At 72.1% G+C, this 26,235-nt stretch carries 24 protein-coding genes; 11 read left to right on the top strand and 13 right to left on the bottom strand.

The window, feature by feature from the left end; translation table 11 throughout:
* Nucleotides 1-2 precede the first annotated feature (2 nt).
* The 4 genes from IT293_15050 (at nt 3) to IT293_15035 (ending at nt 5,332) form a co-directional block, all read left to right on the top strand.
* Nucleotides 3-1,529 (top strand): hypothetical protein, encoded by a 1,527-nt coding sequence (locus IT293_15050; GenBank protein ID MCC6765974.1) that lies wholly within the window; start codon nt 3-5, stop codon nt 1,527-1,529.
* 104 nt (nt 1,530-1,633) lie between these two features.
* Complete coding sequence (locus IT293_15045) at nt 1,634-4,369, top strand: hypothetical protein (protein MCC6765973.1); 2,736 nt, start codon at nt 1,634-1,636, stop codon at nt 4,367-4,369.
* Nucleotides 4,370-4,533: 164 nt separating this feature from the next.
* The gene (locus tag IT293_15040) at nt 4,534-4,797 is read left to right on the top strand and encodes a hypothetical protein (GenBank protein ID MCC6765972.1); all 264 of its coding nucleotides are present in this window, start codon (nt 4,534-4,536) and stop codon (nt 4,795-4,797) included.
* 67 nt (nt 4,798-4,864) lie between these two features.
* Entirely contained in the window at nt 4,865-5,332 is a 468-nt protein-coding gene (locus IT293_15035; protein ID MCC6765971.1) for a GFA family protein, read from the top strand.
* Between the two features lie 67 nt (nt 5,333-5,399).
* On the opposite strand, the gene IT293_15030 is transcribed toward IT293_15035, so the two are convergent.
* Nucleotides 5,400-5,750 (bottom strand): type II toxin-antitoxin system PemK/MazF family toxin, encoded by a 351-nt coding sequence (locus IT293_15030; protein ID MCC6765970.1) that lies wholly within the window; start codon nt 5,748-5,750, stop codon nt 5,400-5,402.
* A complete protein-coding gene (locus IT293_15025; protein MCC6765969.1) occupies nt 5,737-6,027 on the bottom strand; it encodes a hypothetical protein in 291 nt (96 codons plus the stop codon). Before IT293_15025 ends, IT293_15030 begins: the two co-directional genes overlap by 14 nt.
* Before the next feature lie 110 nt (nt 6,028-6,137).
* Here IT293_15025 and IT293_15020 point away from each other — a divergent pair, with 110 nt between their 5' ends.
* From IT293_15020 to IT293_15010, 3 genes are read left to right on the top strand one after another with little or no spacing between them, the layout of a single operon-like run.
* On the top strand, nt 6,138-6,548 hold the full coding sequence (locus tag IT293_15020; GenBank protein MCC6765968.1) for an EVE domain-containing protein: 411 nt from the start codon (nt 6,138-6,140) through the stop codon (nt 6,546-6,548).
* Nucleotides 6,549-6,567: 19 nt separating this feature from the next.
* Nucleotides 6,568-8,388, top strand: coding sequence for an acyl-CoA dehydrogenase family protein (locus IT293_15015; protein MCC6765967.1), 1,821 nt, complete (start codon nt 6,568-6,570; stop codon nt 8,386-8,388).
* A complete protein-coding gene (locus IT293_15010; protein MCC6765966.1) occupies nt 8,388-9,518 on the top strand; it encodes a hypothetical protein in 1,131 nt (376 codons plus the stop codon). Before IT293_15015 ends, IT293_15010 begins: the two co-directional genes overlap by 1 nt.
* Nucleotides 9,519-9,543: 25 nt before the next feature.
* Here IT293_15010 and IT293_15005 read toward each other — a convergent pair whose 3' ends face one another.
* Nucleotides 9,544-10,500 carry a DMT family transporter gene (locus IT293_15005; protein MCC6765965.1) on the bottom strand — a complete coding sequence of 319 codons (957 nt, stop codon included), beginning with the start codon at nt 10,498-10,500 and terminating at the stop codon, nt 9,544-9,546.
* Between the two features lie 417 nt (nt 10,501-10,917).
* Here IT293_15005 and IT293_15000 point away from each other — a divergent pair, with 417 nt between their 5' ends.
* On the top strand, nt 10,918-11,979 hold the full coding sequence (locus tag IT293_15000; protein ID MCC6765964.1) for a 3-deoxy-7-phosphoheptulonate synthase: 1,062 nt from the start codon (nt 10,918-10,920) through the stop codon (nt 11,977-11,979).
* A gap of 36 nt (nt 11,980-12,015) precedes the next feature.
* Here IT293_15000 and IT293_14995 read toward each other — a convergent pair whose 3' ends face one another.
* From IT293_14995 to IT293_14985, 3 genes are all read right to left on the bottom strand, one after another.
* Nucleotides 12,016-12,423 carry a hypothetical protein gene (locus tag IT293_14995; GenBank protein ID MCC6765963.1) on the bottom strand — a complete coding sequence of 136 codons (408 nt, stop codon included), beginning with the start codon at nt 12,421-12,423 and terminating at the stop codon, nt 12,016-12,018.
* A gap of 104 nt (nt 12,424-12,527) precedes the next feature.
* Nucleotides 12,528-13,754: a M20/M25/M40 family metallo-hydrolase gene (locus tag IT293_14990; protein MCC6765962.1), complete on the bottom strand. Its 1,227-nt coding sequence runs from the start codon at nt 13,752-13,754 to the stop codon at nt 12,528-12,530.
* A 67-nt stretch (nt 13,755-13,821) separates the two neighbouring features.
* A complete protein-coding gene (locus tag IT293_14985) occupies nt 13,822-14,805 on the bottom strand; it encodes a hypothetical protein (GenBank protein MCC6765961.1) in 984 nt (327 codons plus the stop codon).
* A 68-nt stretch (nt 14,806-14,873) separates the two neighbouring features.
* Here IT293_14985 and IT293_14980 point away from each other — a divergent pair, with 68 nt between their 5' ends.
* Nucleotides 14,874-15,824: a hypothetical protein gene (locus IT293_14980; GenBank protein MCC6765960.1), complete on the top strand. Its 951-nt coding sequence runs from the start codon at nt 14,874-14,876 to the stop codon at nt 15,822-15,824.
* Nucleotides 15,825-15,849: 25 nt separating this feature from the next.
* Here the strand turns inward: IT293_14980 and IT293_14975 are convergent, their stop codons facing one another.
* The 4 genes from IT293_14975 to IT293_14960 all read right to left on the bottom strand — a co-directional run bounded on the left by IT293_14975 (nt 15,850) and on the right by IT293_14960 (nt 20,202).
* Nucleotides 15,850-16,437 (bottom strand): Uma2 family endonuclease, encoded by a 588-nt coding sequence (locus IT293_14975; protein MCC6765959.1) that lies wholly within the window; start codon nt 16,435-16,437, stop codon nt 15,850-15,852.
* 37 nt (nt 16,438-16,474) lie between these two features.
* Nucleotides 16,475-18,340: an electron transfer flavoprotein alpha/ beta subunit gene (locus IT293_14970; GenBank protein ID MCC6765958.1), complete on the bottom strand. Its 1,866-nt coding sequence runs from the start codon at nt 18,338-18,340 to the stop codon at nt 16,475-16,477.
* 4 nt (nt 18,341-18,344) lie between these two features.
* A complete protein-coding gene (locus IT293_14965) occupies nt 18,345-19,031 on the bottom strand; it encodes a 2-hydroxychromene-2-carboxylate isomerase (protein ID MCC6765957.1) in 687 nt (228 codons plus the stop codon).
* 61 nt (nt 19,032-19,092) lie between these two features.
* Nucleotides 19,093-20,202: an S-(hydroxymethyl)glutathione dehydrogenase/class III alcohol dehydrogenase gene (locus tag IT293_14960; GenBank protein MCC6765956.1), complete on the bottom strand. Its 1,110-nt coding sequence runs from the start codon at nt 20,200-20,202 to the stop codon at nt 19,093-19,095.
* Nucleotides 20,203-20,336: 134 nt separating this feature from the next.
* Between IT293_14960 and IT293_14955 the strand changes: the two genes are divergently transcribed.
* Together IT293_14955 and IT293_14950 are read left to right on the top strand one after the other, a co-directional pair.
* Nucleotides 20,337-21,929 (top strand): ABC transporter permease subunit, encoded by a 1,593-nt coding sequence (locus IT293_14955; protein MCC6765955.1) that lies wholly within the window; start codon nt 20,337-20,339, stop codon nt 21,927-21,929.
* The gene (locus IT293_14950) at nt 21,926-22,597 is read left to right on the top strand and encodes an amino acid ABC transporter ATP-binding protein (protein ID MCC6765954.1); all 672 of its coding nucleotides are present in this window, start codon (nt 21,926-21,928) and stop codon (nt 22,595-22,597) included. Before IT293_14955 ends, IT293_14950 begins: the two co-directional genes overlap by 4 nt.
* Before the next feature lie 38 nt (nt 22,598-22,635).
* On the opposite strand, the gene IT293_14945 is transcribed toward IT293_14950, so the two are convergent.
* The 3 genes from IT293_14945 to IT293_14935 all read right to left on the bottom strand — a co-directional run bounded on the left by IT293_14945 (nt 22,636) and on the right by IT293_14935 (nt 26,222).
* The gene (locus tag IT293_14945) at nt 22,636-23,043 is read right to left on the bottom strand and encodes a VOC family protein (GenBank protein MCC6765953.1); all 408 of its coding nucleotides are present in this window, start codon (nt 23,041-23,043) and stop codon (nt 22,636-22,638) included.
* Between the two features lie 43 nt (nt 23,044-23,086).
* Nucleotides 23,087-24,382 (bottom strand): DUF1329 domain-containing protein, encoded by a 1,296-nt coding sequence (locus IT293_14940; protein ID MCC6765952.1) that lies wholly within the window; start codon nt 24,380-24,382, stop codon nt 23,087-23,089.
* 157 nt (nt 24,383-24,539) lie between these two features.
* The gene (locus tag IT293_14935; GenBank protein ID MCC6765951.1) at nt 24,540-26,222 is read right to left on the bottom strand and encodes an alpha/beta fold hydrolase; all 1,683 of its coding nucleotides are present in this window, start codon (nt 26,220-26,222) and stop codon (nt 24,540-24,542) included.
* Nucleotides 26,223-26,235 lie beyond the last annotated feature (13 nt).

The raw sequence follows: 26,235 nt of genomic DNA, 5'->3' as shown, positions 1-26,235 counted from the left end.
CGGTGGCCGCGATCGACGGGCTCGACCCGCGGACGCCGGTGATCGTCGGGGTCGGGTTCCGCCAGGAGAAGCTCGAGGACCCGAAGGCAAGCGCCGAGCCCTACGTGCTGATGGTGGAAGCGGTGCGGCGGGCCGCCGCCGACGCCGGCGCGGAGGCGCTCGTCGGAGCGCTCGAGTCGATCGCGGTGCCGCAGGGCATGTGGGAGTACCGCAACCCCGCGAAGCTCGTCGCCGACGGGCTCGGCTGCCCGAAGGCGACCACGATCCTCGCCGGCCTCGGCGTGCTCCAGCTCCAGCTCGTGACCGACCTCTGCGACGCGATCGCCGCCGGCGAGCGCGAGGTCGGCGTCGTCGCCGCTGGCGAGGCCAAATATCGGCGCCTGCGCAGCACCATCACCGGGGAGCCGGTGAGCGAAACGGCGACCGACGACCTGCCGCCGCCCGACGTGCACCAGACGTCGCAGGACATGTGGTGCTCCGACCTCGAGTCGCGCCGCGGCCTCACCTCGCCGGTCGAGTTCTTCGCCATCATCGAGTCGGCGCTCCGCCACGCGCGCGGGCTCGACGTCGAGCGCCATCGCGACGAGCTCGCCGCCCTCTACAGCGGGTTCAGCGCGATCGCGGCCGAGAACCCGCACGCGTGGAAACGCGACGCGCTCCCGGCGGCCGCGATCCGCGACCCCTCGCCGCGCAATCCGATGCTGGCGTTCCCTTACACCAAGGCGCACGCGAGCCAGTGGAACGTCAACCAGGCGGTCGCGATCATCGTGTGCTCCGTCGGGCGCGCCCGCATGCTCGGTCTCGATCCGCGCCGCTGGGTCTTCCCGCGCGGCGCCGCGCTCTCGAAGCACGTCGTGCCGCTCGCGCAGATGCGCCGGCTCGAGAGTCATCACGGCAGCGTCGTGACCGGCGAGCGTGCCCTCGCGCTCGCCGGCGTCCGCCGCGCCGACGTCACCGACGCCGAGCTCTACAGCTGCTTTCCGGCGGCGATCCAGTCGTTCGCGCTCGATCTGCCGATCCCCGAGGGTTGCCCGTGGACGGTCACGGGATCGATGGCGTTCGCCGGCGGTCCCTTCAACAACGCGACCCTCGAAGGCGTCGGCCGCATGGTGGAGGTGCTGCGCGGCAACGGGGCGTCCGGCGGGTCGCGCGACGCCGGCCGAGCGCGCGTCGGCATCGTCTCGAACCTGAGCGGCATCTTCAGCAAGCAGGCGTGCATGGTGCTGGCGAGCGCTCCGGGACCGCACGGCTGGCGCTCCGCGGACGTGACCGAGGAGGTCGCCGCCGCCGACCCGCCGGTGCCGCTCCGTGACGACTACGTCGGCACGGCGACGGTCGCCGGCTATACGGTCGTCTTCGCGGGCGGCGCGCCGTCGCACGCGATCGCGATCTGCGACCTGCCGGACGGCGCGCGCACGGTGGTGCGGAGCTCCGCCCCGGCTCTCCTCGACGCGCTCATGCGCGAGGAAGCCGTCGGGCGCGCCGTCCGGGTGGCGGCCGGCGGCGATTTCATGCTCGCGGCGCCATAGCGCCCGCCACGGCGCCGAGTGCGCCGCGCCGCCGGCGTCGCTCGGAACAACGGATGACCAAGGCCCTTGACGCGTCGCGCGCCCGGAAGCGACGATAGGGCGCCATGCTCCCCACGACCTGCTCCACGCCGCATTCCCCTGCCCGCCGCGCGCGCTCCGTCGCGTCCGGCCTGGTCCTCGCGCTCGCCCTCGTCGTCGCGGGCGGCGGTGACGCCGCCGCGGTCAAGCTCAACGCCGCCCTGCCGATGGACTACGCGATCGACGCGTTCGCGCTCACGCCGAACGGACAGACCGCCGTCTACGCCCTCGCCGACTCGGGATCGGGCTACGTGCTGCGGCTCGTTGCGGTCCCGGTCGCGGGCGGCGGCGCGACCACCCTCGTCGACATCCCGGTCTCGGGAGCGCAGCGCTCGGTCGATTCGTGGAGCATCACCCCCGACGGCGCCGGCGTCGTCTTCCTCTCCGACAAGGACGCCCAGCAATTCCGCATGGACCTCTTCCGGGTCCCGATCGACGGCTCCGCCGCGCCGCTCAAGCTCAACACCGCGCCGGCGCCGAACGACGTCGACACGTTCCGGGTGGCGAGCGACGCGTCGCGGGTGGTCTTCGAGGTGGCGCCGACGGACGAGATCTACAGCGTGCCGACGACCGGCGGCACGCCGGTCGAGCTCGGGACGGGGACGGGCTCCTTCCTGCCGCGCTATCGCATCTCGCCGGACGCGGCGCGCGTCGTCTTCACGTTCGACGACGGCATGGGCGGCGGGCGGCAGATCTACAGCGTGCCGATCGACGGCTCACAGGCGCCGCTCGAGCTCACGAACCAGCCCGCGATCGTCCTGCCCGGCGAGAACAGCCCCCAAGCTCCTGCGATCACGCCGGACGGCACGACGGTCCTCTTCTTCTCGCGTCCGAACGCGATGAATCCGCAGCAATACGAGCTCTGGGCGACGCCCATCGCCCAGGCCGCGCCGACCAAGCTCGCCGGCCCGCTCGCGATCTACTTCCCCGACTTCCGCCTGACGCCCGATGGAACCTACGCCGTCTTCACCGCCGGCACCTACCCCGCCTTCCGCCTCTACCGCGTGCCCGTGGACGGCAGCACGAGCGAGCAGCCGGTGAGCGGCGTCGGCCAGAACGTCGTCGTCTCGGACTACGCGATGAGCCCGAACGGACAGTCCTTCGCCTATCGCGCGTTCGGCGGCGGCAAGTATCGGCTCTTCACCGTGAGCCTCGCGGGGGGCGACGACACGGAGCTCACGCCACCCGTGCTCGCGGGCCTCGGCGCCTGGGACCACTTCGCGTTCGATGCCGCGAGCGCCCGCGTCGTCTTCGCCGCCGAGCTCGACGCGGCGGGAGTCATCGAGCTCTACAGCATCCCCGAGAACGGCGGCACGGCCGTGAGGCTCAGCAAGAACCCGATGCCCGCGAGCGGCGACGTCGATCCCGCGGGGTTCACCGTCAGTCCCGACGGCGTCACCGTCATCTACCTCGCCGACCAGGACACCGACGGCGTGAACGAGCTCTTCAGTACGGGCCTCGCGAGCGGCGGTCCCCAGAAGGTCCATCCGAATCTCGCCCCGAACGGCGACGTCGCCCGCGGCGCGGTCTTCACGCCCGACGGTCAGACGATCGTCTACCTCGCCGACCAGGAGAGCGCCGACCTCCTCGAGCTCTTCGCGACCGATGATCCGGCACCCGGACCGACGCCGACGGCCACGTCCGGCGGCGGCGCGACGCCGAGCGCCACCACGACGGCCGCCGGTACGCCGACGCCACTCGCGACCCGCACCCCGGCGCCCGAAGCGCCCGATCGCTGCGACGACTGCCTCGACAACGACTTCGACGGCGCCGTCGACCGCACCGACCCCGACTGTCCGTCGTACGCGGACGGCGCGGGCGCCGGGCTCGCCGGCGACGCCGCGAAGACGGCTTTCAAGTGCCAGAAGAAGCTCGGCAAGCTCGGAACGGATTTCGCGACCAAGCGCGTGAAGGCCCTGTCGGCGTGCCTCCAGAAGGCATTCGCGTGCGTGCAGGCCGGCGGCGATCCGGCGTGTCTCGCGAAAGCGGGCGCCGCCTGCGCCAAGGCCGAGCGCGCGCGCCAGGCGGCGATCACCAAGGTCCGGGCCGCCGTCGCGAAGAGCTGCGGCGATCCGCCGCTCGCGGCCGCCGACCTCGGTGCGGCGGCCGGGCTCGGATTCGCGAGCGAGGACGCCCGCTGCGCCGCCTTCGGCGCGTCGCTCGCGGACGCGGACGGCGTCGCGACCTGTCTCGTCGCGCACCACGCGTGCCGCGCCGAAGCGCTCGTCGGCACGGAGATCCCGCGCGCGCGCGCGCTCCTCGTCGCGACCGGCCGCGACGCGTCGCTCGAAACGCCGTGCCTCCCGGCGGTCGGCCCCGGCGGCGCGGCCGGCGACGCAAAACCCGTCCTCAAGTGCCAGAAGGCGCTCGCCAAGGCCGCCGCCGCCTACGGCGCGACCCGCCTCAAGGCCGGGCAGAAGTGCGCCGACGGCGTCTTCCAGTGCGTGCAGCCGAAGGGGAACGATGCCGCCTGTCGCGCGAAGGCGGAGGCGAAGTGCGCGAAGCTCGCCGTCAAGATCACCGGGGCCGCGGCGAAGCTGCACGCCGCGCTCACGAAGAGCTGTCCTGCCCTGGCGGATCTCGCGGCTGCGAACGGCGTCGGCTTCGACGCGCGGAGCGCGGAGTGCGCCGCGCTCGATACGCCCGCCGACTCGATCGCCGGCGTCGCGAGCTGCGTCGCCGCGCATCACGCTTGCCGCGTCGATCAACTGCTGATCGGCCAGACTCCCCGCGGCCAAGAGCTCGGCGCCCTGACGCCCTGAAGAGCCGATCCCGGGTCGTTCGCAGCGGGGCGGAAACGGATGGCGGGCATTTCCCGCGATCGGGAAAGGCCGGAGCGGTGCGCGGCGCAACGTCGCGATTCCGCGACGCGTCGCGTTGGCGAGCCGCTTGCACCACCTCTTCTTGACGAAGGGAGGTGACGATCATGACGGAGAAGCGCTTCGATCTCGGTGCGATCGTCGAGGATCTGAAACAGCAGCGCGACGAGATCCGTGTCCGTATGCACCTCGCCAAGGCCGACGCCCGGGACGAGTTCGAGCGCCTGGAGCACGAGTGGGAGCACGTCCGGGCGAAGCTCGGCGTCATCGGCGAAGAGGCCGGCAAGGCGGCGGTGGAGGTCGGGGCCGCGCTGCAGCTCGCCGTCGACGAGCTGCGCCACGGCTACCAGAAGGTCCGCGAGCTCCTGTAGTCGCGGGGGCCGCGCGCCTCGCGTGCGCTCGGCCGATGCGCTACCGACACCGGGGGAGGTCGGCACGATGGTCGCACTACCGCTCACCGGCGGGTGTCAATGCGGGGCGCTGCGCTACGAGATCACGATGGCGCCGCTCATGGTCTACAACTGCCACTGCACGAACTGCCAGAAGATCGGCGGCGGCGCATTCTCGACGCCGATCACCGTCCTCGAGGCGGCGTTCCGCGTGGTCGCGGGCGAGCCCCGGGTCGTCGAGTGGACGTCCGAGGCCGGCAACACGCGCTGGGGCTCCTTCTGCGGCGCGTGCGGGAGCCGCATCGGGCACGGGGCGCGGCCGTCGAACGGTGTGTTGAGCATCCGCGGCGGCACGCTCGACGACACGAGCTGGCTCGAGCCCGTCGCCGATATCTGGACGCGCAGCGCGCAGCCGTGGATCGGGCGCGCGGCGGGACGCCTGGAGTACGACCGGCAGCCGGCCGACTACGGGCCGATCATGGACGCGTTCCGCGCGCAGGGGCGCTTCGCGAGTTGACGCGGGGGTCGCAGTCGGCGGCGGTCGCCCGGCGCGCGCGATCCTGAAGTTCGTCGGCGACGTCGCCTCAGCGCGGCGCGCCGATGCCGAGCGCCACGCCGAGCGCGCGATCGACACGCTCGAGGTACGACCGCGGCAACGTGCCCACCGGCGTCTCGAGGTGCGCCTTCCGCAGGGTGTAGACCTCGTTGCACTTCACCGTGCTCGCCGCTTGCAACCCGGCGACGCCGCGCGGCACCTCGACCTCCCACTGGAACGGATCACCCGAGCGCTGGGTCGTCGTCAGATGGACGACCATCACCTTGGGGTAGAGCTCGTTGCGGTTGAACGCGTCGAGCGAGACGACGAGAAAGGGCCGCCGCTTGCGCGATCCACCGGGGAGCGGCGGCGCTCCCCACCACACGTCACCGCGCCGCACGCGGAGCTTTCCTTGCCGGCGGGCGCCGACGGGAATGCTCGCCCTCGTCGAAGCGCTGGCCCACCACGAGATCGACGTCCTCGTCGGCGTGGCCGGCGGCGCAATATCGCGCCACCTCGTCCTCGAGCAGCGCGTCGTCGATCCTTGCGAGCTTTTCGTCGACCGCCTCGCGGACGAACTCCGACAAGGTCCGATACCGCCCCTGCTTCACGAGCCGCATCGCCCGCTCGATCTGGCGGGGCTCGGCATTCACCACGGTCCGTCGTTTGGTGCCCATGATGTGACACTAATCTGATGCACCAATAGGTACAACTGCCGAAATCTGACAGGCGCGCGAATTGACGGTCCACGTCGCGCGTGTTTAGGCAGCCACGGGAGGTGCCCCAAGTGGCGAGCATCTGGCTCTTCAAGACCGAACCGAGCGCGTACGCGTACGGCCAGCTGGAGCGCGATCGGAAGACCGTCTGGGACGGCGTGAAGAACCCCGTCGCACGCAAGCACATCGCGGCGGTGAAGCGCGGCGACCAGGTACTGATCTACCACACGGGCGACGAGAAGGCGGTGATCGGGATCGCGAAGGCGCTCTCGGACGGCTATCCCGACCCGAAGCAGAAGGACGCGAAGGCCGCGGTCGTCGACCTCGCGCCCGTGGAGCGCCTGGCGCGCCCCGTGACGCTCGCCGAGCTGAAGCAGCGTCCGTCGTTGAAGGACTTTCCGTTGGTGCGCCTGCCGCGGCTCTCGGCGATGCCGGTCGCGGCCGCGGAGTGGAAGGAGATCGAACGTCTGAGCCGCGCCTGAACGGCGACCGGAGGCAGCGATGGAACCCACGAGCGAGAGTCCGTCCCCGGAGGTCGTCCGCCTCCCCGGCAACCCCCGCGGCGGCGCCTTTCTGATCGAGCCGATCGGCAGCCGCGACATCTTCATCACGGGCGAGTTCACCGAGGAGCAGCTCGCCTACGCGGAGACCGCCGAGGAGTTCGTCACCAAGGAGATCCTGCCGCGGCTCGACGCGATCGAGCGCAAGGAAGAAGGGCTCATGCCCCGGCTCTTGAAGCGCGCCGGCGAGCTCGGCCTCCTCATGATCGACATCCCCGAGCGCGACGGCGGGCTCGGGCTCGACAAGGCGACGTCGATGCTGGTCTCCGAGCGCGCCGCGAAGTGCGCATCGTTCAGCGTCTCCTGGGGCGCCCACACCGGTATCGGGACCCTGCCGCTCGTCTACTACGGCACCGGCGAGCAGAAAGCGCGCTACCTCCCGAAGCTCGCGACCGGCGAGATGCTCGCCGCCTACGCGCTCACCGAGCCCGGGTCGGGCAGCGACGCGACCGGCGCCCGCACGACCGCCGTGCTCACCCCCGACGGCTCCCACTACGTCCTGAACGGCGTGAAGCAGTTCATCACCAACGCCGGCTTCGCCGATCTCTTCACCGTCTTCGCGAAGATCGACGGCGACAAGTTCACCGCGTTCCTGGTCGAGCGCGCGACCCCCGGCCTCTCGACGGGCCCCGAGGAGCAGAAGCTCGGCATCAAGGGCTCGTCGACGCGCCAGCTCATCCTCGAAGACGCGCGGGTTCCGGCCGCGAACCTCCTCGGCGAGATCGGCCGCGGCCACAAGATCGCCTTCAACATCCTGAACGTCGGGCGCTTCAAGCTCGGCTGCGGCGCCGCCGGCGCGGCGCGCGAGTGCCTCGACGGCGCGATCCGCTACGCCTCCGAGCGCACGCAGTTCGGGAAGCCGATCGCGTCCTTCGGCGCCATTCAGCAGAAGCTCGCCGACATGGCGACCCGCATCTTCGTCGCCGACGCGATGTCGTACCGCACCGCCGGTCTGATGGACGACGCGACGCGCGCCCTCGACGAGAGCGCGTCCGACTACCAGCGCCAGGTCGTCGACGTGCTCGACGAATACTCGATCGAGTGCTCCATCATCAAAGTCTTCGGCACCGAGTGTCTCGACTTCGTCGCTGACGAGGCGCTCCAGACGCTCGGCGGCTACGGCTTCATCGACGAGTACCCGATCGAGCGCCACTATCGCGACGCGCGCATCAACCGCATCTTCGAGGGCACGAACGAGATCAACCGTCTCATCATCCCGGCGACGCTGATGAAGCGCGTCGCCAAGGGCGGCCTGCCGTATCTCGGGTTCCTCCAGAAGGTGCAGGAGGAGATCGACGACGTCGGGCGGCGGCCGCTCTGTACACTGGGCCCTCTCGGCCAGGAGGCGCAGGCCTGCGAGATGGCGAAGCGCGTGGTCGCCTACTCGGTGCAGGTCATCATGCAGCGCGGCCTCGCCGACCTCGCGGCGAAACAGCAGCACCTGATGCTCCTCGCCGACATGATCATCGACGTCTACGCGATGGAGAGCGTGACGGCGCGCGTTCTCGAGCAGATGCGGATCCGACCCGACGCCGACGCGACCGCCGAGCTCGCCATGACCTACGTGTTCGTCGCGTCGGCGAACCAGCGCGTCGCCGCGCACGCCGCGCGCCTCCTCTGCAACGAGCTCGAGGGCGAGGAGCTGGAGCGGCACCTGGAGACGGTCCGCGCCTTCACCCCGTTCATCCCGCTCCGCACGATCGACACCAAGACCCGGCTCGCCGAACGCCTGGTCGCGGCCGGCCGCTTCGAGTTCATCTGATGCGGTGTCGTTGTCGCGCCGCCTTCGCGGCGCTCCTGCTCGCGAGCGTCGCCGCGACGCCGGGGCGGGCGCACGAGGGGCGCGGGGCGGAACCGCATCCGGCCGGGACCCCGGCGGCCGGCGCGGCGGCGACACCGAGGGCCGGGGCAGCAGCGGCGCCGGGGGCCGGCGCGGCCGCTCCGGGACCCGTGCCGGTCGCCTATCGCATCCGCCCGGAGGCGCGCGCCGACCTCGGCTGGACCGGCATCGCGCACGACGAGCCGTGGCCGAGCGAGCAACGCCTCGCGTTCGCGCTCGACTGCGGCGCCGGCGGGCCGCGCTGCGCCGCCGTCGGCGGCAGGCGCGGCGACTCCTTCGGCGCGCCGATCCCGCTCTCGTCGGGCGGCGTCCCGGCGTGCGTGGTGAATCGCCTGCGGACGGGCGTGGGCGGCAGCGTCGATCCGCAGACCGGATGCGGCGAGCTCCTGCTCCATCTCGCCTCCGCCATCTACACGGGCGACGAGGTTGCCCGCCCCTGCCCCGCCTGCCGCGGCGACGGGATGCCGAACGACGGCAAGCGCGACGGGCGGTGCCAGGGCGGGCGGGCCGACGGCCAGCCGTGCGACGCGCAAGGCGCGAGCTCCGACTTCGGCGCGACCTCGAACGATTGCGAGCCCGCGTCGGCCAAGAGCGCCGGCGACCTCACGATCGACCTCGCCCCCCTCACGACCGGCACGGCCGCGCTCGCCGCGACGCTCGTCTGCAAGGTGAGCACCGGCAAGGACGCGCCCCGCTGCTTCTGTCCCGCCCAGGTGCAGGCGAACCCCTGCGTCGGTGACCGCTGCGCCGCCGACGGACGCTGCCCCGAAGGGCCCGTCGACGGCGCGTGCAGCACCGCGCCGTATCGCGACTGTCGTCCCGGCACCGGCCGCGAGGACTGCGACGCCGTCGCGCCGGGGAGCGGCGAGTGCCGTCTCGCCGAGCGTCCGTGCTTCGGCGAGACGATCACCGCGACGGGCCGCTGCGACCCGACGCGCCCGACCTACGTCGCGGTCTTCTGCACGCCGCAGACGCGCGCCGCCGCCTTGAACTCGTCGGCGGGGCTGCCGGGTCCGTCGCGGCTGGTGCTGCCGCTCGAGCGGGTGGAGTAAGAACGCCGGAGCGCGCGGCGGACCATCAGTGCGCGCGCAGCGTCAGCGTCGGGACGCGGCGCCGCGCCGGCTCCGCGTGCGGCGCGGTGACGAAGGCGAGCACGCCGGCCGCCGTGAGCGCCATGCCGAGCGCCTGCCGCAGCGTCGGGACCTCGCCGAGCAGGGCGAACGACGCCGCGAGCGACAACACCGGAATCGACGGCACGACGATCGCGGTCGTGCGCGCGAGGTCGAGGCGGACGATGGCGGCGTACCAGACGATCGTGCCGAGATAGGAGAGCACGATCCCCTGGAACGCGAGGAGCGCCAGGCTCGGACCGAGCGCCGCGAGCGCGTCGTCGCCGCGGCCGAACGCGAGCCAGGCGACCGTGAGGATCGCTCCCCCGTACACGTAGCGCGCCCCCGTCAGCACCGACGGCGTCACGCCGTCGACGCCCCGGAGCCCGCGCAGCACGACGAGGTGCGAGAGCTGCCAGCAGAGCGGCGTCAGGAGGATCAGCCAGACGCCGCTCGAGGTGGACAGCTCGTGCGCGCCGAGGGCGAGCGCGAGGCCCGCGAGCAGGACGCCGAGCGCGAGCACGCGCCGCAGCGTCGGCCGATGACCGAGCCCGAGCCAGGCGCCGAAGAGCGAATAGATCGGCTCGACTTGCAAGCCGAGCGCCGCCTCGATCGCGCTCGTCCGCCGCGCCCCCGCGTAGAAGAGGACGAACGCGAGCGCCGTGCCGAGCAAGCCGACCAGCGCGAACCGCGGCGCCTTGCCAGGCGCGAACAGCACGCCGAGCTCGCCGCGCGCCCCGAGCACGGCGAGCGCGAAGGCGCCGGCGAAAAGGCTCGACACGGTCGCGACGAGGAGCGGATCGACCTGGACGCTCGTCAGCCGGGCGACGGCCGGCACGAACGCGCCGTTCACGGCGCAGAGCCCCGCGAAGACGAGCCCGGCGCGCTCGGCATCCGCGCGTCCCGGCCCTCCTCCGCCCCACATCGTCCCGTCTTACGGCAAACCTCGGGGCCGCGACAGCATTCGAGTACTCGCAGCCACGCGCGAGTCCGGTCAGGTCCGCATCGTGTCCGACGTGAAGGTGCGCGACGTGATCCGAAGCCGCGTCATCGCGCCGTAACCCCGCGCCGTACGGCACGTCGGATGGAGTTCTTCGCCGCGGCCGACGTGGTCTGAGCGCCGGCGCCTTTGACCTGGCCCCCGCCGCCGGTATAGGGAGCCTTCACATGTCGACGTTCGCCGCCGCCTATTTTGCGTACTTTACTTGGCCCGACCTCGGGGCAGGCGGCTGCGTGAACGGCTAGACGAGAGACCATTCCGCAGAATCCGAAGGCCCCGGGAGCGATCTCGGGGCCTTCGTTTTTTGGGGACCACGAGCCGGGGAAGACAAAGGAGCACGTCGTGATCGAGAAAATCGAAGACCGGAACGTGGAGGACATCATGCCGCTCATCTCGCCGCGCGCCGTGAAGGCGGCGCAGCCGCTCACGAAGCGCGCCGCGGACCTCGTGCTGGAGACCCGGCGCGCGATTCGCGACGTCCTGCACGGACGCGATCGCGACCGCCTGGTGGTCGTCGTGGGCCCCTGCTCCATCCACGACCCCGACGCGGCGCACGACTACGCGCACCGGCTGCTCGAGGTCGCGAGGGCCACCCGCGACCGCCTGATCGTCGTCATGCGCACCTACTTCGAGAAGCCGCGCACGACGATCGGCTGGAAGGGCCTCATCAACGACCCGCACCTCGACGGCTCGTGCGACATCGCGACCGGCCTGCAGCTCGCCCGCAAGACCCTCCTCGAGATCAACGAGCTCGGGCTGCCGTGCGGCGGCGAGGTCCTCGATCCCATCACGCCGCAGTACATCTCGGATCTCCTCAGCTGGGCTTCGATCGGCGCCCGCACCATCGAGAGTCAGACCCACCGCGAGATGGCGAGCGGCCTCTCGATGCCGATCGGCTTCAAGAACTCGACCGACGGCGGCTTGCAGGTGGCGCTCCACGCGATGATCTCGGCGCGCCACCCGCACACCTTCCTCGGCATCGGCGCCGACGGCGCCACCGCGATGATCAAGACGGGCGGCAACCCCGACCGCCACGTCGTGTTGCGCGGCGGCGGCGGCGGCCCGAACTACAGCGCGGCCGACGTCGCGCGCGCGGCCGAGATGGTGGCGGGCGAGGGGCTCGCGCGACCGGTCATGATCGACTGCTCGCACGGCAACTCGAGCAAGGACTACACGCGCCAGCCGATCGTCTGCCGCGAGGTGCTCGCGCATCTCGGCACGAGCAACGGCGCCGTGATGGGCCTGCTGGTCGAGAGCAATCTCGAGCCCGGCCGGCAGGACTGGGTCGCCGGCACCGATCTCCGCTACGGCGTGTCGATCACCGACGCGTGCATCGGGTGGGACGAGACGGAGACGCTGCTCGGCGAGATCGCCGCAGCGACGCGCACGAAGAGCGCGGCGTAGCGGCCGGAGCCCGGAACGCCGCGCGCCGCGCTCCGCTCAGCGCAGTCCTTCGAAGTCCGTCTTCACCGCCTTCAGCTGGCGGAGGTCGTGCTGCATCCCACGGATGCGGTCGGCGACGCGCTCGAGGTCGCTTTCGGCGCCGTCGAGCTCGTGCCGCGACACGGTCGCGAGCGCGCGCTCGAGCTGCTCGGCGAGCGCGAACAGGCCGTGCAGGCCGTTGAAACCCGCTTCGCCCATGCGGCGGTGCAGCTCGGACTCGAAGCGCATCACGGCACCGGCGTGCTCGAGCAGGCTCTGGGCGGTGCTGCCGGGACGCGGCGCGGACGCCGGCGTCGGCCGCTCCTGCAGGTCGAGTGGATTCGCCCCGAGATCGGGGGCCTGACCGCTTTCCATCGCTTTCCTCTGGGCCTCGAGATGCTGGAGGGCGTCGTAGATCTTGCTCATGGGTCCTTCCTGGGCCGCGCATTCTCTATAGAAGAGCGGAGTGGCGGCAGGGGCGGTGGTCGTTTCGTTTTGCTCGCGTCCGCAGCGCTAGTCAAAACCCCCGTTCAGCCGACGCAGAGCCGGGCGACGACGCGGCCGATCACTTCCACTCCTTCCTCGAAGGCGGCGCGGGCGATGCTCTCGTTCGGCTGGTGCGCCTGCCCGAGCTCGCCCGGACCGCAGACGAGGCTCGCGACGCCACCCCGCGCGAACTCGCCGCCGTCGGTCGCGAAGGGCGCGCCCCCCGCGCCGCCCGCGCTGCGGGGACCGAGCGCGTCCGCGAGCGCCGCCGCGAGCGGCGTGGCGCGCGGCGAGCGCATGCCCGCGACGACCGACGCCGCGCCAACGTCCACGCGCGCCGGCGCCTCGGGCGATCCCGGGTCGCGGAGATCGGCCGCCGCGAGCCGGCGCGCGACCTCCCGATGCACCGCGAGCGGATCCTCGTCGGGCAACGGCCGGTAGCTCACGGTCAGCGTGCAGCGATCGGCAATCATGTTGTCGGCGCTGCCGCCGCGCACGCCGCCGAGATTCAGCGGCGTGTACGGGCATTCCGGGAAGTCGGCGGCGCTTGCGCGCGGAGCCGCCGCGCGCAGCTCGGCCTGGTACGCGCCGATCACCGCGATCGCCCGCGCCATGACGGCGATCGCGTTCTGACCGCGCTCCGGAAGGCTGCTGTGCCCGGCCACGCCGTGCGCCGTGATCGTGAAGACGACGATGCCCTTGTGGGTGTGGTACACGCGCCACGCCGTCGGCTCGCCGATCCACGCGAGGGTCGGAAGCGGCACGCCGGCGAGGAGTGCGGGAAGCGCGGGGACGAGGCGGCGGGCGCCACCGCAGCCGATCTCCTCGTCGGCGGTGAAGACGAAGGCGAGCGGCCGCGCGAGCCGCGCGCGGTCGATCACCGCGGCCGCGGCGACGCACTGGGCGAGGAACCCCTTCATGTCGCTCGTGCCCCGGCCGTACGCGCGCGCATCGTCGACGGTGAAGGCCAGCGGGTCGCGCGTCCAGCCCGCCTGGTTCGCGAAGGGCACGACGTCGACGTGACCCGACACGATGAGGCCGCCGGCGACCGGCGGTCCGGCCGTCGCGACGACGTTCACCTTCGTCACGCCCTCGCTCTCGTACTCCTGACAGGCGACGCGAAACCCGTGACGGGCGAGCTCGTCGGCGAGCACCGCCGCGGCGCCCGCGTTGCTCCCGGCGCTCACCGTGTCGAACGCGATCAGGCGGCGCGCCACGTCGTGGAGGTACGAGCCCATGGCGGGCGTGAAGCGTCGGTCAGAAGGAACCACGAGTCAAGGCGCGGCGCGAGCCGACCCCCCGTTGTCAGACTTTTGACCACCGCTGCGGGAGTTTCCGTCACCGGGGCCCTTCTGCCCCTGGTGCCCGGACCGCGCGCCGCGCGGGACGGCGCGGTCGCGCTCGGCACGGGAGATGCTCCCTTCCCTCGTTTCCATGCTGTCCCCCCGCGTCCCCCTTCTCACCCCGCGCCGCGGTGTGACGATCGCGCTGGCGCTCCTGATCTCGTTCGCCGCGAGTGGCGCGGTCGTGCGACCGGTCCGCGCCGAAGCGCTCGCACGGCTCGACCTCTGCGCGCGCGCCATCACCCGAGCGGGCGCACGCGCGGTCACGACGCGGTTGACGCGGCTCGGCCGATGCCTTCGCGCCGTCGCATGGTGCGCTCGTATCCATCCCGGCGGCGACGCGTGCCGCAATCACGCACAAACCACGTGCGTCGCGACGCGCGCCGCGCTCGCCGAGGACACGCGGCGATTCGCCCGCAGGATCCTTCGGCGCTGCAACGCGACGACGGTTTCCCTCACCGAGATGCTCGACGCCAGCGGGCTCGGGCACCAACAGGCGGCCGACGGCTGCTGGGCCGACTTCGGCCTCACGCTCGACGATCACGGCGCGATCGCGGCATGCATCGCGCGGCGCCATGCGTGCGAGAGCGACCGCGTGCTCGTCCTCGAGCACGCGCGCGCCGGCGAGCTGCTGCGTCTGAACGGCGTCGACCTCGGAGACGCCGCCTGCCTTGCGGACTACGGCGGCGACGGCACGTTCGATCCCGCCGTTCCCGAGCTCACGAAGTGTATCGATGCCGTCGGAGTCGAAGGCGCCGGCCTCCTCGGGCGCCGACTGGCCGGAGATCGGCGTTGCCTCGAAGCGGCGCTGGCCTGCCGTCGGGAAGCTGGCGGTTCCGGGTGTCTCGAGCGCGGCGCGCGGCGGTGCGCCATATGGCGAGCCGACCTCGCCGATGCGACGGTCCGCTTCCGGCGAAACATCGAGCGCAGATGCGGTGCCGTCCCGTTCGCCACGCTGCTCGCTCCGAGCGGCGCCCACCTGTCGACCGTCGCACCGCAGTGCCTCGCATTCGACACCGCGGTCGAATCGCTGTCCGGGTACACGGAATGTCTCGTCCGCAGCCACACCTGCGCGAGTCTCGCCATTCTGCGAGCGGCCGTTCCGCAAAGCCCCTCGCTGCTGGCCACGATCGAGGCCGACGCGAGCGGCCTCCCCTGTCCGACGCCGGCGTACCCGACGACCCCGATCACGTCGGCGACGCCGACCGCGACCGACACGCCAACTCCAACGCCGACACCGACGCCCACCGCCACCGACACACCGACCGCGACCCCAACGCCAACGCCAACCGACACGCCGACCGCGACCGCGACCGACACCCCCACGCCCACGCCGACCCCAACGCCGACACCGACGCCCACCGCCACCGACACGCCGACCGCGACCCCAACGCCAACGCCGACCGACACGCCAACACCGACCGCGACCGGGACGCCCACTCGCACCGGCACGCCGACCAGAACCCGCACCCCCACGCCGACCCGCACTGCTACCCCGACGCTGACGGCAACGCGGACCGTGACGCCGACCCGGACGCGCACCGTGACACCGACGCGGACCGCGACCCCGACGCGCACCGCGACGCCGACGCTCACGGCCACCCCGACGGAAAGTGCCACGCCCACGCCGACCCTGACGCCTACCCGGACGCTCACGCCGACCCGCACCGCCACGCCGACACCGACCCGCACCGTGACCCCGACGCGAACGCGCACCGTGACCCCGACCCGCACCGCGACGCCATCACCGACGCGTACCGTGACCCCGTCGGCGACGCGCACTGCCACGCCGCCGGTCACTCCGACCGCAACGCCGACCGTGACCGAAACCGCAGTCGAGACGGTCAGCCCGACGCCGACCGAAAGCCCGGACGAAACCCCGACGCCCGAAGCGTCACCGACACCGACGGAAACCGAAACACCGTGAAGAGCATCGCGGACCGTCGGACACCGCACGATCGCGGCGGAGACCGGAGCAGTCCTCGAAGATCAGCGTAACGAGCTGCTGCGCCTCGCGGGGCCGTCAGCGCGTGGGCTCGGTCCCCGGCAGCCACCAGCGCGCGAGGTCGAGCGCGATGGCGTCGAAGGGCGCCGCGCGCACGACGTCGTCGCCACCGAAGTTCTCGACGACGACCCAGTGCCCCTCGTCGTCGAGGCGATAGACCTCGAGCGTGCGCGCGAGCGGCTCGACGAACCAGAGGTGCCCGACGCCTTCGCGCGCGTAGATGCGCATCTTGCGGCCGCGGTCGATCGTGCCGGTCGAGGGAGAGATGACCTCGCACACCCAGTCGGGCGCCTGGGAGATGAACGCGGCATTGGGTAGCTGTGGAAATCGTTCCCGCCGCCACGCAGCGACGTCCGGGACGAGAACGTCCTCCCCGAAGTGCAATTCCGGCTCGTACAAGACCCACCACCCGCCGGGTCGCCCCGGAGCACCGGGCGGACCACCGAACGGCCCCCCGAGATCGGCGATCATGACCGTTCCGGTGTACGCGTGCGGTGTCGCCGGGCGCGGGCTCACGATCAGCTCGCCCTCGATGATCTCCGCGACCTTCCATTCGGGGACCTGCATGAGGTCCTCGTACGTCGCCCGCCGCTTGGGTTCCGCCATGTCGCCACCCTAGCACGGCGTCATGCGGTGGCGATGGCTATTCGGAGCTCTTGCGTCGGGCCGCAAGCGCGTGCGTGAGGCGCGGCACGACCTCGGCCCAATCGCCGACGATTCCGAGATCCGCCTGCGCGAAGATCGGCGCCTGCGGGTTCTTGTCGACGGCGACGATCGTCCCGGAGCGGCGCACGCCGACCATGTGCTCGGCGGCGCCGCGGATACCGATCGCGAAGTAGCAGCGCGGCGCGATGGCGCGGCCCGTGAGGCCGACCTGGCGCTGGCGCGGCAGCCATCCCTTGTCGACGACGTCGCGGGTGGCCGCGGGCGGCGCGCCGCCGAGCGCCGCCGCGAGCGCTTCGATCACCGGGAGCGCCTCGGGACCGCCGATGCCGAGCCCGACGCCAACCGCGATCTCCGCCTCGTCGAGCGCGGCGGCACGCGCCGCCGACGGATCGCGCCGGCGGTCGACGACACGGAGCCGGCTCGCCGGGAGATCGACGAGCGACAGCGCGTCGGCTCGCGCCGTCGCGCCCGCGCGCGCCGACGCCGCCGGCAGCACGCCCGGACGGACCGTCGCCATCTCGGGGCGCGTGCGCGAGAGGATCGGCGCGACGACGTTGCCGCCGAACGCCGGCTTCCACTGCACCAGACGGCCCTCGTCGTCGATCGAGAGGTCGACGCAATCGCCGGTGAGTCCGAGCCCGAGGCGCCCCGCGACGCGCGGCGCGAGATCGCGGCCGACGTAGGTCGACGGCACCAATACCGCGCCCGGACGCTCGGCGCCGATCGCCCGCGCGAGCAGCGCCGCGTAGGGCTCGGTGGCGTAGGTCGCAAGGCGTGGATCGTCGGCGACGAGCACGCGATCGGCTCCGTGGCCCGCGAGGAGCGCGACGTGGCGGCCGACGTCGTGCCCGAGCAGCACCGCCGCGACGCGGCCGCCGCGCGCGGCGGCGAGGCGGCGAGCCCTCGCGAGGAGCTCGAGCGTCACGCGACGGACGGCGCCATCGAAGAGCTCGGCCACGACCCACACGTCGCGATCACGCGCCACCGCCCCCGCGCGTTCCGCCGTCGGAGCGGACGCCGCAGGCGCCGCGTCGCCCGGGTCGCCGATGCCGGCCGGGGCGAAGATCCCGCGCGCCTCGAGCTCGGCAACCAGTGTGGCAATCGCCGCATCGACGCCGCCCTCGAGGACGCGACCCGGGCGCGCGACGTCGATCGCCTCGAGCCCTTCGACCCAGGTCGGCGAGCCGGCGGCGCCGATCGTCGTCGCGTCGAGGCCGAGAGCGGCCGCCGTCAGCTCGACGATCGGCTTCACCTTCGCCGCTTCCTTGTCCCCCCGGCGCGGAAAGCGCTCCGGCGCCAGATCCTCGCCCGCCGTGACGAGCGCCGGGAGCGCGCCCGTCACGGTCTCCGCACCGTCGTCGGTCTCGCGCTCCGCGGTGAAGGTGCGCGCGGCGGCATCGACGACGAGCGTCCGGGCGCTGCACACTTGCGGCACGTCGAGCAGCTCGGCGACCTCGGGCCCGACCTGCGCGGTCTCGGCATCGACGCTCGCACGCCCGCACAGCACGAGGTCGGGGCGCTCGCGCGCCACTGCCGCCGCGAGCGCGCGCGCCGTCGCGAGCGTATCGGCGCCGGCGAACGCACGGTCGCAGAGATGGATGCCGCGATCGGCGCCGAGCGCAAGGCAGTATACGAGCGCTTCGCGCGCCGCCGGAGGCCCCATGGTGAGCACGACCACCTCGCCGCCGTGCTCGGCGCGGAGCTCGACCGCGCGGAGCAGTGCCCGAACGTCGAACGAGCTCACTTCCAGACGCACGCCCTCGCGCTTCAGCGTGCGCGTCTGCGGGTCGAAGGCGAGCTCCGCGACGGCCGGGACCTGCTTGATCAGAACGATCTGCTTCACGTCGTCACGTGCCGCGCTCGATGCGCTCGCGGTGCTGCCGCCGCATCGCCGACGCGCGCGGCGCCGGCGTATCGCTCTTGCCGAACGAGGTGCGCGCCAGCGGGTCGTCGCCCGCCATGAAGAGCTCGAGGTAGGGCAGATCGTCGTAGCCCCAGAAGATCTCCCCGCTCGCCTCCATGGTCGGCACGCCGAAGACGCCGCGCGCGATCGCGTCGTCGGTCTGGCGGCGGAGAGCGGCTTTCGCCTTCGCGGCGCCCGCCGCGGCGACGAGCGCCCCGCCGTCGAGCCCGACGTCGCGACACGCGCGCTCGATCACCTCCGGTTCGCTCACGTGCTCGCCCCGCACCCACACGGCTTCCATGAGCCGCGTGATGAGCTCGTCGCATTCGTCGAGGTCGCGCGCGAGCGTCGTCACCCGGAGCGCGAGCAGCGGGTTGAACGGGTGGAACGCCGGCGGGTTCAGCGGCACGCCCGAGAGCGCCGCCTTCCGGAGGTTGTTCTTCCACATCCAGAGCGCCTTCGCCGGCGTCTCGGCCGGCCCGCTCGTCCCGTGCGCCTCGAGCAGGCCCGCGAACAACACCGGCACGGGCTCCAGCACCCAGCCGTACCGCCGGGCGATCGTCGGCATCTGGAGCCAGGCAAGGTAGGCGTTGGTGGAGATGTAGTCGAAATAGAAACGAAGCGTCGCCATTTTCCGAATCAACTTACCGCCACGACCGGACGGCCGATGCAAGCGTGCCGACCCGCCGCTCCTAGAACGTCACGACGCTGCGGATCGACTCGCCCGCGTGCATCAAGTCGAAAGCGTCGTTGATCTTCTCGAGCGGCATCACGTGGGTGATCAGCGAGTCGATGTCGATCTTGCCGTCCATGTACCAGTCGACGATGCGCGGCACGTCGGTCCGGCCGCGCGCGCCCCCGAAAGCGGTGCCCTTCCACACGCGCCCCGTCACGAGCTGGAACGGCCGGGTCGAGATCTCCTGTCCCGCGCCGGCGACGCCGATGATGACGCTCACGCCCCAGCCCTTGTGGCAGCACTCGAGCGCCTGGCGCATGACGTGCACGTTGCCGATGCACTCGAAGGAGTAGTCCGCGCCGCCTTTCGTGAGATCGACGAGGTGCGGCACGAGGTCGCCGCGGACCTCCTGCGGGTTCACGAAGTGCGTCATGCCGAACCGCTCGGCGAGCGCGCGCCGACCCGGGTTCGTGTCCACGCCGACGATCTGCTCGGCCCCCGCCATGCGCGCGCCCTGGACCACGTTGAGCCCGATGCCGCCGAGCCCGAACACGACGACGCGCGCGCCCGGCTCCACCCCGGCGGTGTTGATGACCGCACCGATCCCGGTCGTGACGCCGCAGCCGACGTAGCAGACCTTGTCGAAGGGCGCGTCGGAGCGGATCTTCGCGAGCGCGATCTCGGGGACGACCGTGTGGTTCGCGAAGGTCGACGTGCCCATGTAGTGGCGGATCATCGTCGAGCCTTGCGAGAAGCGGCTCGTTCCGTCGGGCATGAGCCCCTGCCCCTGGGTGGCGCGGATCGCCTGGCAGAGGTTGGTCTTGCGGCTGAGACAGTACTCGCACTGCCGGCACTCCGGCGTGTAGAGCGGGATCACGTGGTCGCCCTCGGCGAGCGTCGTGACGCCGGCGCCGACCGCGACGACCACGCCCGCGCCCTCGTGTCCGAGGATCGCCGGGAAGAGCCCTTCGGGATCGGCCCCCGAGAGCGTGTAGGCGTCGGTGTGGCAGACGCCGGTCGCCTTGATCTCGACCAGGACCTCGCCGGCGCGCGGATCGGCGAGCTCGACGGTTTCGATGGAGAGCGGCTTTCCGGCAGCGTGGGCGACGGCGGCACGGGTCTGCATGGCGGCATCGTGTAGCGACGCGGCCCGCGGCTGACAAGACGCCGCGACGGGTCGCACGCTCAAGGCGCGAGGGAGCGACCGCGCAACGAAGCAGATCGCCCTTTTTCAGCAACCTTGCTAGAGCGCTCGGCGTGATGCGCGGCGCGTGCCCCCGGCGATCGGCATGGCGCGTCGTCGTCGCGGCGCTCGTCGTGACGGCGTGCCTTCCCGTCGCCGCCGCCCGCGTCGCCTGCGCCGAGGAGGACGACGAGCCCGCCGGCGCCCTCGGCCGCATCCGCTCCGCCGGCGAGCTGCGCTGGGGCGCCGACGCGCAAGGCGGCGCGCCCTACGTGTTCCAGGATCCGATGGACCCGAACCACCTGATCGGGTTCGAGGTCGACCTCGCGACCGCGCTCGCGGCCGAGCTCGGCGTCCGCGCGCGGCCGGTACAGGGACAGTGGGACATGCTGCTCGATCTCCTCGGACGCGGCGACTTCGACGCCGCGCTGAACGGCATCGAGGTCGCCGACGAGAAGCTCCGGGTCGCGCTCCTCACCCGCCCCTACTACGTCGCGCCCGAGCGTCTCACGGTCCGCCGCGGCGACGCCGCCGCGCCGCGCACGCCGGCCGCGCTCCGCGGGCGCCTCGTCGGCACGCTGCCCGGCTCGCTCGCCGAGCGCATCCTGCGGCGCGCGGGCGCCGAGGTGCGCACGTACGACGGCGGCCAGAACGAGATCTACGCCGACCTCGTCCTCGGCCGCACCGACGCGGTGCTGCTCGACGCCCCGATCAGCCTCTACTACGGCGAGATCGAGCCCGCGCTCGAAGCGGTGCCGGGCGACTTCGGCGAGGTGCGCTACGCGGTCGCGGTGCCGCTCGGCGAGGAGCCCTTGCGCGCCGCGCTCGACGACGCGCTCGCGCGCCTCGCCGCCGACGGCCGGCTGCGCGCCATCTACGAGCGGTGGGGCCTCTGGAACGACGCGACCGCCGCGCTCCTCGGCGCGCCCGCCGGCGGCGGGCGCGGCGTCGCCGAGGCGCTCGAAGCGTGGCGCACGGCGGTCGGGAAGCCCCCGCCCCTCCTCGAGCGCCTGCGCGATCGCTACCCGCGCACGCTCGCGCTCTTCGCGCGCGGCGCCGCGCTCACGCTGGCGTTGTCCTTCACGGCGATGGCGCTCGCCGTGCCGCTCGGCATCGGGCTCGCGCTCTGCCGGAAGTACGGGCCGCTGCCGCTCCGCGCGCTCGCGATCGGCTACATCGAGTTCGTGCGCGGGACGCCGCTTCTCGTGCAGCTCATCATGCTGTACTTCGGGCTGCCCGAGCTCGGCGTCACGCTCGACCCGTTCGTCGCGGGCGCCGTCGCCCTCGGCCTCAACTACGCCGCCGCCGAGGCCGAGAACTACCGCGCCGGGCTCGAGAGCGTGCCGGCGGGACAGCTCGAAGCCTCGTGGTCGCTCGGCCTGTCGACGATGCAGGCGCTGCGCTTCGTGATCGGACCGCAAGCGGTGCGGGTCGCGATCCCGCCCGCCACCAACGACTTCATCGCGCTCCTCAAGGACAGCTCGCTCGTCTCGCTCGTGACGCTCACCGAGCTCACCAAGACCTACTTGAACCTCGCGAACGCGATGCGCGACCACCTCGGCCTCGGCCTCCTGGTGGCGGCCTGGTACCTCGCGATCGGCCTGCCGTTCGCGTGGCTCGCCCGCCGCGCCGAGGCGCGGCTCGGGCGGCACCTGCGGAGCGCCGCGTGAACGGCGCCGCGCTCCGCGTCGAAGGCCTCGCCCATCGCCATCGCGGCGCCGCCGCGCCGACGCTCCGCGACGTGTCGTTCGCGGTGCCGGCGGGCGCGATCGCGGCGATCGTCGGCGAGAGCGGAGCGGGGAAGACGACCTTGCTCCGCTGTCTCGCCGGACTCGACCGCGCCGAGCGCGGCACGATCGCCGTCGGCGATCGCGTCGTCGTCGCGGGACGCAGTGCCGCCGCGACCCTCCGCGGCCACATCGGCCTCGTCTTCCAGAGCTTCGAGCTCTTCCCCCACCTCACCGTGCTCGAGAATTGCGTGCTCGCGCCGCGGCGCGTCCGCGGCGCGGCGCGCAGCGCCGCCGAGGCGGGGGCCCGCGAGATCCTCGACCGCCTCGGCCTCGCCGCCAAGGTGGACGAGCACCCGGCCCGGCTCTCCGGCGGGCAATGCCAACGGGTCGCGATCGCGCGCGCGCTCGCCATGGCGCCCGCCTGCCTCCTCTACGACGAGCCGACGAGTGCGCTCGACCCGGCGCGGCGGAGCGAGCTCGTAGAGGTGCTCGCGCGGGTCCGCGCCGACGGGATGACCCAGGTGGTCGTCACGCACGACGCCGCGCTCGTGGAGGCGGCGGCCGATCTCGTGTTCCGGATCGACGGCGGCCGGCTCGCCGCGGCCTGACGGCCGAACGCGAAGGGTACGCACGCGCCGCGTCGCGGCTACGCGAGCGCGCGCGGATTGATCGGCTGGCCGAAGGAGAACTCGACCCAGTTCCGGTCCGGATCCTCGACGATGCAGAAGTAGCCGACCACCGGCCCGGCGTCGCGCGGTCCCTCGCGCAGGATGCCCTCGGCGCGCGCCCGCGCGGCGAGCGCGTCGACGTCGTCGCGGCGCGCGACCGAGAACCCGAAGTGGTGCACGCCGGAGCGCTCGCCTTCGGAGTGCGCCATCGGGATCAGCACGAAGACGAAGGCGGGATCCTCCGCGCGCTCGGCGAGCCAGACCACGCGCGTTCCCTTCTCGTCGCGCTCGTGGGCGACGACGAGACCGGCATAGCGCGCGTAGAAGTCGATCGAGAGGTCGAGGTCGGCCGCCCGGAGCGCTATGTGCGTGAGGCGCGGAGGCATGCCGGCACCGTCGGCGAATCGGGGGCCGTGAATCGCCGCCCGCTCAATGCCCCGCGCTGATGAGCGCGGCGATCGTGAACCACTCCTCCTCGCCGCCGTACTTCGGACCGACGTCGACGTACCAGCCGGGCTCGTCCTGGAACGCCATGCCCGGGATCGCGACGCGCGTGCCGTGCTCGAGCTGCATGTCGACCACCGTGAACGCGTAGATGAACATGCGTTCCTCGGGATACTCGAAATTGACCTTCGGATTCGGCCTGTTCGACGTGCGGATGCTCTGCATGACCGTCTTCCAGAGCTCGCCGCCACGATCGTAGAGGTCGGTGTAGACGATGAAGAAGCTCTCGTGGTCGAGGTAGATGACGCGCTTCGAATACGCGTACGCGTCGGCCTTCGGCGTGCCCTCGACGACGAGCACTTCCGGCCGCATCTCCCAGGCCTCGCAGAAGGTCATACCGCCGTCGGTCTTGCACGGCACCGGCGGCATGTTCTCGCCGTGGAGCGACGCGAGCATCGGCTTCTTGGTGAGGAGCTTCCACGTGAACCACGGGATCTGCCCCGCGTAGCCGCCGTAGCTGTCGACGTCGATGTCCTGCCCGAAGAGCGCCTCGGAGCGCTGCGCGCTCGAGAGGCGACGCACGCGGCGCAGGCTCGGCAGGTAGAGCCAGAGGTCGTCCTGCCGGAGCGGGTCGAGGTAGCGGTAGTTGAGGCCACCGATGCCCTTCAGGTCGAACGGCTCGACCACGGGATAGAGACCGGCCTTGCGAAACGCACCGTCCTTGTTCGGTTCGATCTCCGGCTTCGGGTCGATGTGGAGGCGGCCGGTGAACTGGAGGGCGCGGAGCCAATCGAGCACGAAGTGGCGCTCGACGGTGTAGCGTTGGTTGCCGCCCTGATCGACCTGCAGCTGGCCGGTGTCGGCGTCGAAGAGATGGAGCGCAAGGTCGTCGGTGAAGTAGTGGGTGCGCTCGAAGTTGTACATGAGCTTCGTCGCCGCCTTCGGATCGGCCATGTCGACCTGAGGGAACGGCCGGCCCGCGACGTACCCCTCGAGCGTCTGGTCCTCCTTGAGCTTCACCTGGGAGGCGTACTTCTCGGTGGCCTCCTGATAGAGCTTCGGCAGCGGGATCTTCTTGGTCGGGACGATCTTCATCTCCATCCCGCGGTTCACGCACCACTGCACGCCGTCGGCGACGAGCCCTTTGATCTTGTCCTGGTTCTCCTTGGTGATCATGTCGCCCGGCTGCACCTCCGCACGGCCGACGGGAGGGGAGCCGAGCGCGAGACCGCAGGCGAGCGTCAGTGCGGCGGTGAAGCGAAGCGGCGTGACCTTGGACATCGGACGACCCCTTTCGAGCCCGTGATGCGGGAGCGACGCCTGGAGCGGCGCCCGTGGTGCGTGTCGATCCCCCCTCGGAGCGCGGGGACCATACCGACGGCCTTCATTGGGTGTCAATGCGCGGGGCGCCGACGCTCCGTGCACGATCGCCGCGGTGCTACTCCTCGTAGGCGAGCGAGAGGTCGGCGTTGTCCGCGTCGATCCGGCCCGTGATCATCCGCCCGCCCGACACGCTGCCGCGGAGCTTCGCCTCGAAGAACGCCACCGACCCCGCCTTCGCGAGCGCGTTCTGACGGCCGTGCAGCATGAAGCTCGGCGGCGGGAGCGGGCAGATGGGCTCGCAGAGCGAGCCGCTCGGGTCGATGCCGAGGGCCGGGCCGCCGAGGAAGTCCGGCGGCAGATTGGCCTCGAAGGTGACCGGCCGCGGGTCGCCCGGCCCCACGAAGATGCTGCAGCCGACCGCGTCGTCGCCGTTCTCGTTCTGGTTGAAGAGGAGGCGATCCGAAAAGCCGAGGTGCGTGCCGCCGTCGAAGGTCATGAGGTACTTCGGCGCGTTCACGAAGCCATACGGCTGGAGGTGATTGCTCGCGTACCGCGTGATCATGTCGACCGTGCCGCCTTCGATGAGGAGCGGCGCGGTGGAAGCGTCGAAGAAGCCGTCGAGGAACATGCAGCCGAGCGGCGAGAGGGCGACCGCGGCGTCGATGCGCGGATCCCGGAGCGTCGCGTGGTACGTTGCGAGGAGCACGGTCGCGCCGCCGAGCGAGTGACCGATCGCGCCGATGCGGGACGCGTCGATGCGCTCGAAGAGGAAGCTCGTGCCGTTGGCGTTCTCGGCGAGGAAGTGGTCGATGAGGAACGACACGTCGCCCGCCTGGTTGCCGATGTCGGCGAGGGTCGGACCGCCGGGGGCGCTCAGGTTCGAGAGCGGGAAGTCGGGCGCCACGACGACGTAGCCCCAGCTCGCGAGCTGGCGCACGATGTAGGTGGAATCGCGCCGCAAGCCGGAGAAGCCGTGGGCGCGGACGATCAACGGGAAGGCGCCGCCGTTCGGCGCAATCGCGACGTTCGAGGCCTCGTTCACGCCGTTCGGCGCGGCCGGGTACCAGATCTCGGTGACGAGGGTCCGCTCGGGCGCGCCCGCGTACGACCCGTTCGGCGGAGTTGCACGCAACGTGTCGATCAGCGTGACCGTACGCACGCCGACGCCGTACGGACCGGGCTGCGAGTACGTGGACGTGTCGCGGTCGGCGACGTCGGCCTCGACCTCCGCGCACGACGCGCGCACGTCGTCCCCGACGGTGCCGCCGTCGCCGCTGGTGGGACAGGCCCCTGCGCCCTTGGTCTCCGCCTTGCCGTACGCCGCGGCGAGCTTCGCGTCGCACGTCGAGAAGTCCGGCGTCATCCCCTTCAGCGTCGCCGTCGCTTGGACCTTCTGGAGGCAGGCGCACTCCTTGCCCGCCGCCTTGAGCTTCGCGGCGACGCACGCCGCGGCGTCGCCCGTCGCGCCGCTCGCTTGCAACGACGTCGAGAGATCGGTCACGAGATCGACGAGGCGGCCGTCGACCGTCGCGTCCTCGCCGGTCGCTGGACACGAGCCCTTGGCCTCCGCCTTGGCGAAGGCGTCGGCGAGCTTGCCGGCGCACTTCGTGAAGTCCGGCGTGGCGCCGCTCGCGAGCGCCTTCGCGGCGACGGCGTGGCGGCACTCGCACGCCTTCCCGGCCGCCTTCAGCTTGGCCGCCTGGCACTTGCGCGCGGGCGACGGGCCCGCGGCGGCGATCCCCGCTCCCACGACGGAAACGGCGCAGAGGGCGAGCACGGCATGGAGCAGACGGCGCATCGGGATCTCCTGT

Source organism: Deltaproteobacteria bacterium (assembly GCA_020848745.1).
In the GTDB taxonomy this organism is placed as follows: Bacteria; Desulfobacterota; Binatia; order UTPRO1; family UTPRO1; genus UTPRO1.
The sequence above is the reverse complement of the archived record's forward strand: the minus strand, read 5'-3'. Positions and strand labels throughout refer to the sequence as shown.

Bases quoted from the DNA above. Each gene is read 5' to 3' on its own strand.
- IT293_14945 (MCC6765953.1), bottom strand. From the start codon at position 23,043: ATGCCTCCGCGCCTCACGCACATAGCGCTCCGGGCGGCCGACCTCGAC.
- IT293_14935 (MCC6765951.1), bottom strand. From the start codon at position 26,222: ATGCGCCGTCTGCTCCATGCCGTGCTCGCCCTCTGCGCCGTTTCCGTC.
- IT293_15025 (MCC6765969.1), bottom strand. From the start codon at position 6,027: ATGGGCACCAAACGACGGACCGTGGTGAATGCCGAGCCCCGCCAGATC.
- IT293_15040 (MCC6765972.1), top strand. From the start codon at position 4,534: ATGACGGAGAAGCGCTTCGATCTCGGTGCGATCGTCGAGGATCTGAAA.
- IT293_14980 (MCC6765960.1), top strand. From the start codon at position 14,874: ATGTCTCGTCCGCAGCCACACCTGCGCGAGTCTCGCCATTCTGCGAGC.
- IT293_14965 (MCC6765957.1), bottom strand. From the start codon at position 19,031: ATGGCGACGCTTCGTTTCTATTTCGACTACATCTCCACCAACGCCTAC.
- IT293_15015 (MCC6765967.1), top strand. From the start codon at position 6,568: ATGGAACCCACGAGCGAGAGTCCGTCCCCGGAGGTCGTCCGCCTCCCC.
- IT293_14960 (MCC6765956.1), bottom strand. From the start codon at position 20,202: ATGCAGACCCGTGCCGCCGTCGCCCACGCTGCCGGAAAGCCGCTCTCC.
- IT293_14955 (MCC6765955.1), top strand. From the start codon at position 20,337: ATGCGCGGCGCGTGCCCCCGGCGATCGGCATGGCGCGTCGTCGTCGCG.
- IT293_14975 (MCC6765959.1), bottom strand. From the start codon at position 16,437: ATGGCGGAACCCAAGCGGCGGGCGACGTACGAGGACCTCATGCAGGTC.
- IT293_15035 (MCC6765971.1), top strand. From the start codon at position 4,865: ATGGTCGCACTACCGCTCACCGGCGGGTGTCAATGCGGGGCGCTGCGC.
- IT293_15045 (MCC6765973.1), top strand. From the start codon at position 1,634: ATGCTCCCCACGACCTGCTCCACGCCGCATTCCCCTGCCCGCCGCGCG.
- IT293_14940 (MCC6765952.1), bottom strand. From the start codon at position 24,382: ATGTCCAAGGTCACGCCGCTTCGCTTCACCGCCGCACTGACGCTCGCC.
- IT293_15010 (MCC6765966.1), top strand. From the start codon at position 8,388: ATGCGGTGTCGTTGTCGCGCCGCCTTCGCGGCGCTCCTGCTCGCGAGC.
- IT293_14995 (MCC6765963.1), bottom strand. From the start codon at position 12,423: ATGAGCAAGATCTACGACGCCCTCCAGCATCTCGAGGCCCAGAGGAAA.
- IT293_15005 (MCC6765965.1), bottom strand. From the start codon at position 10,500: ATGTGGGGCGGAGGAGGGCCGGGACGCGCGGATGCCGAGCGCGCCGGG.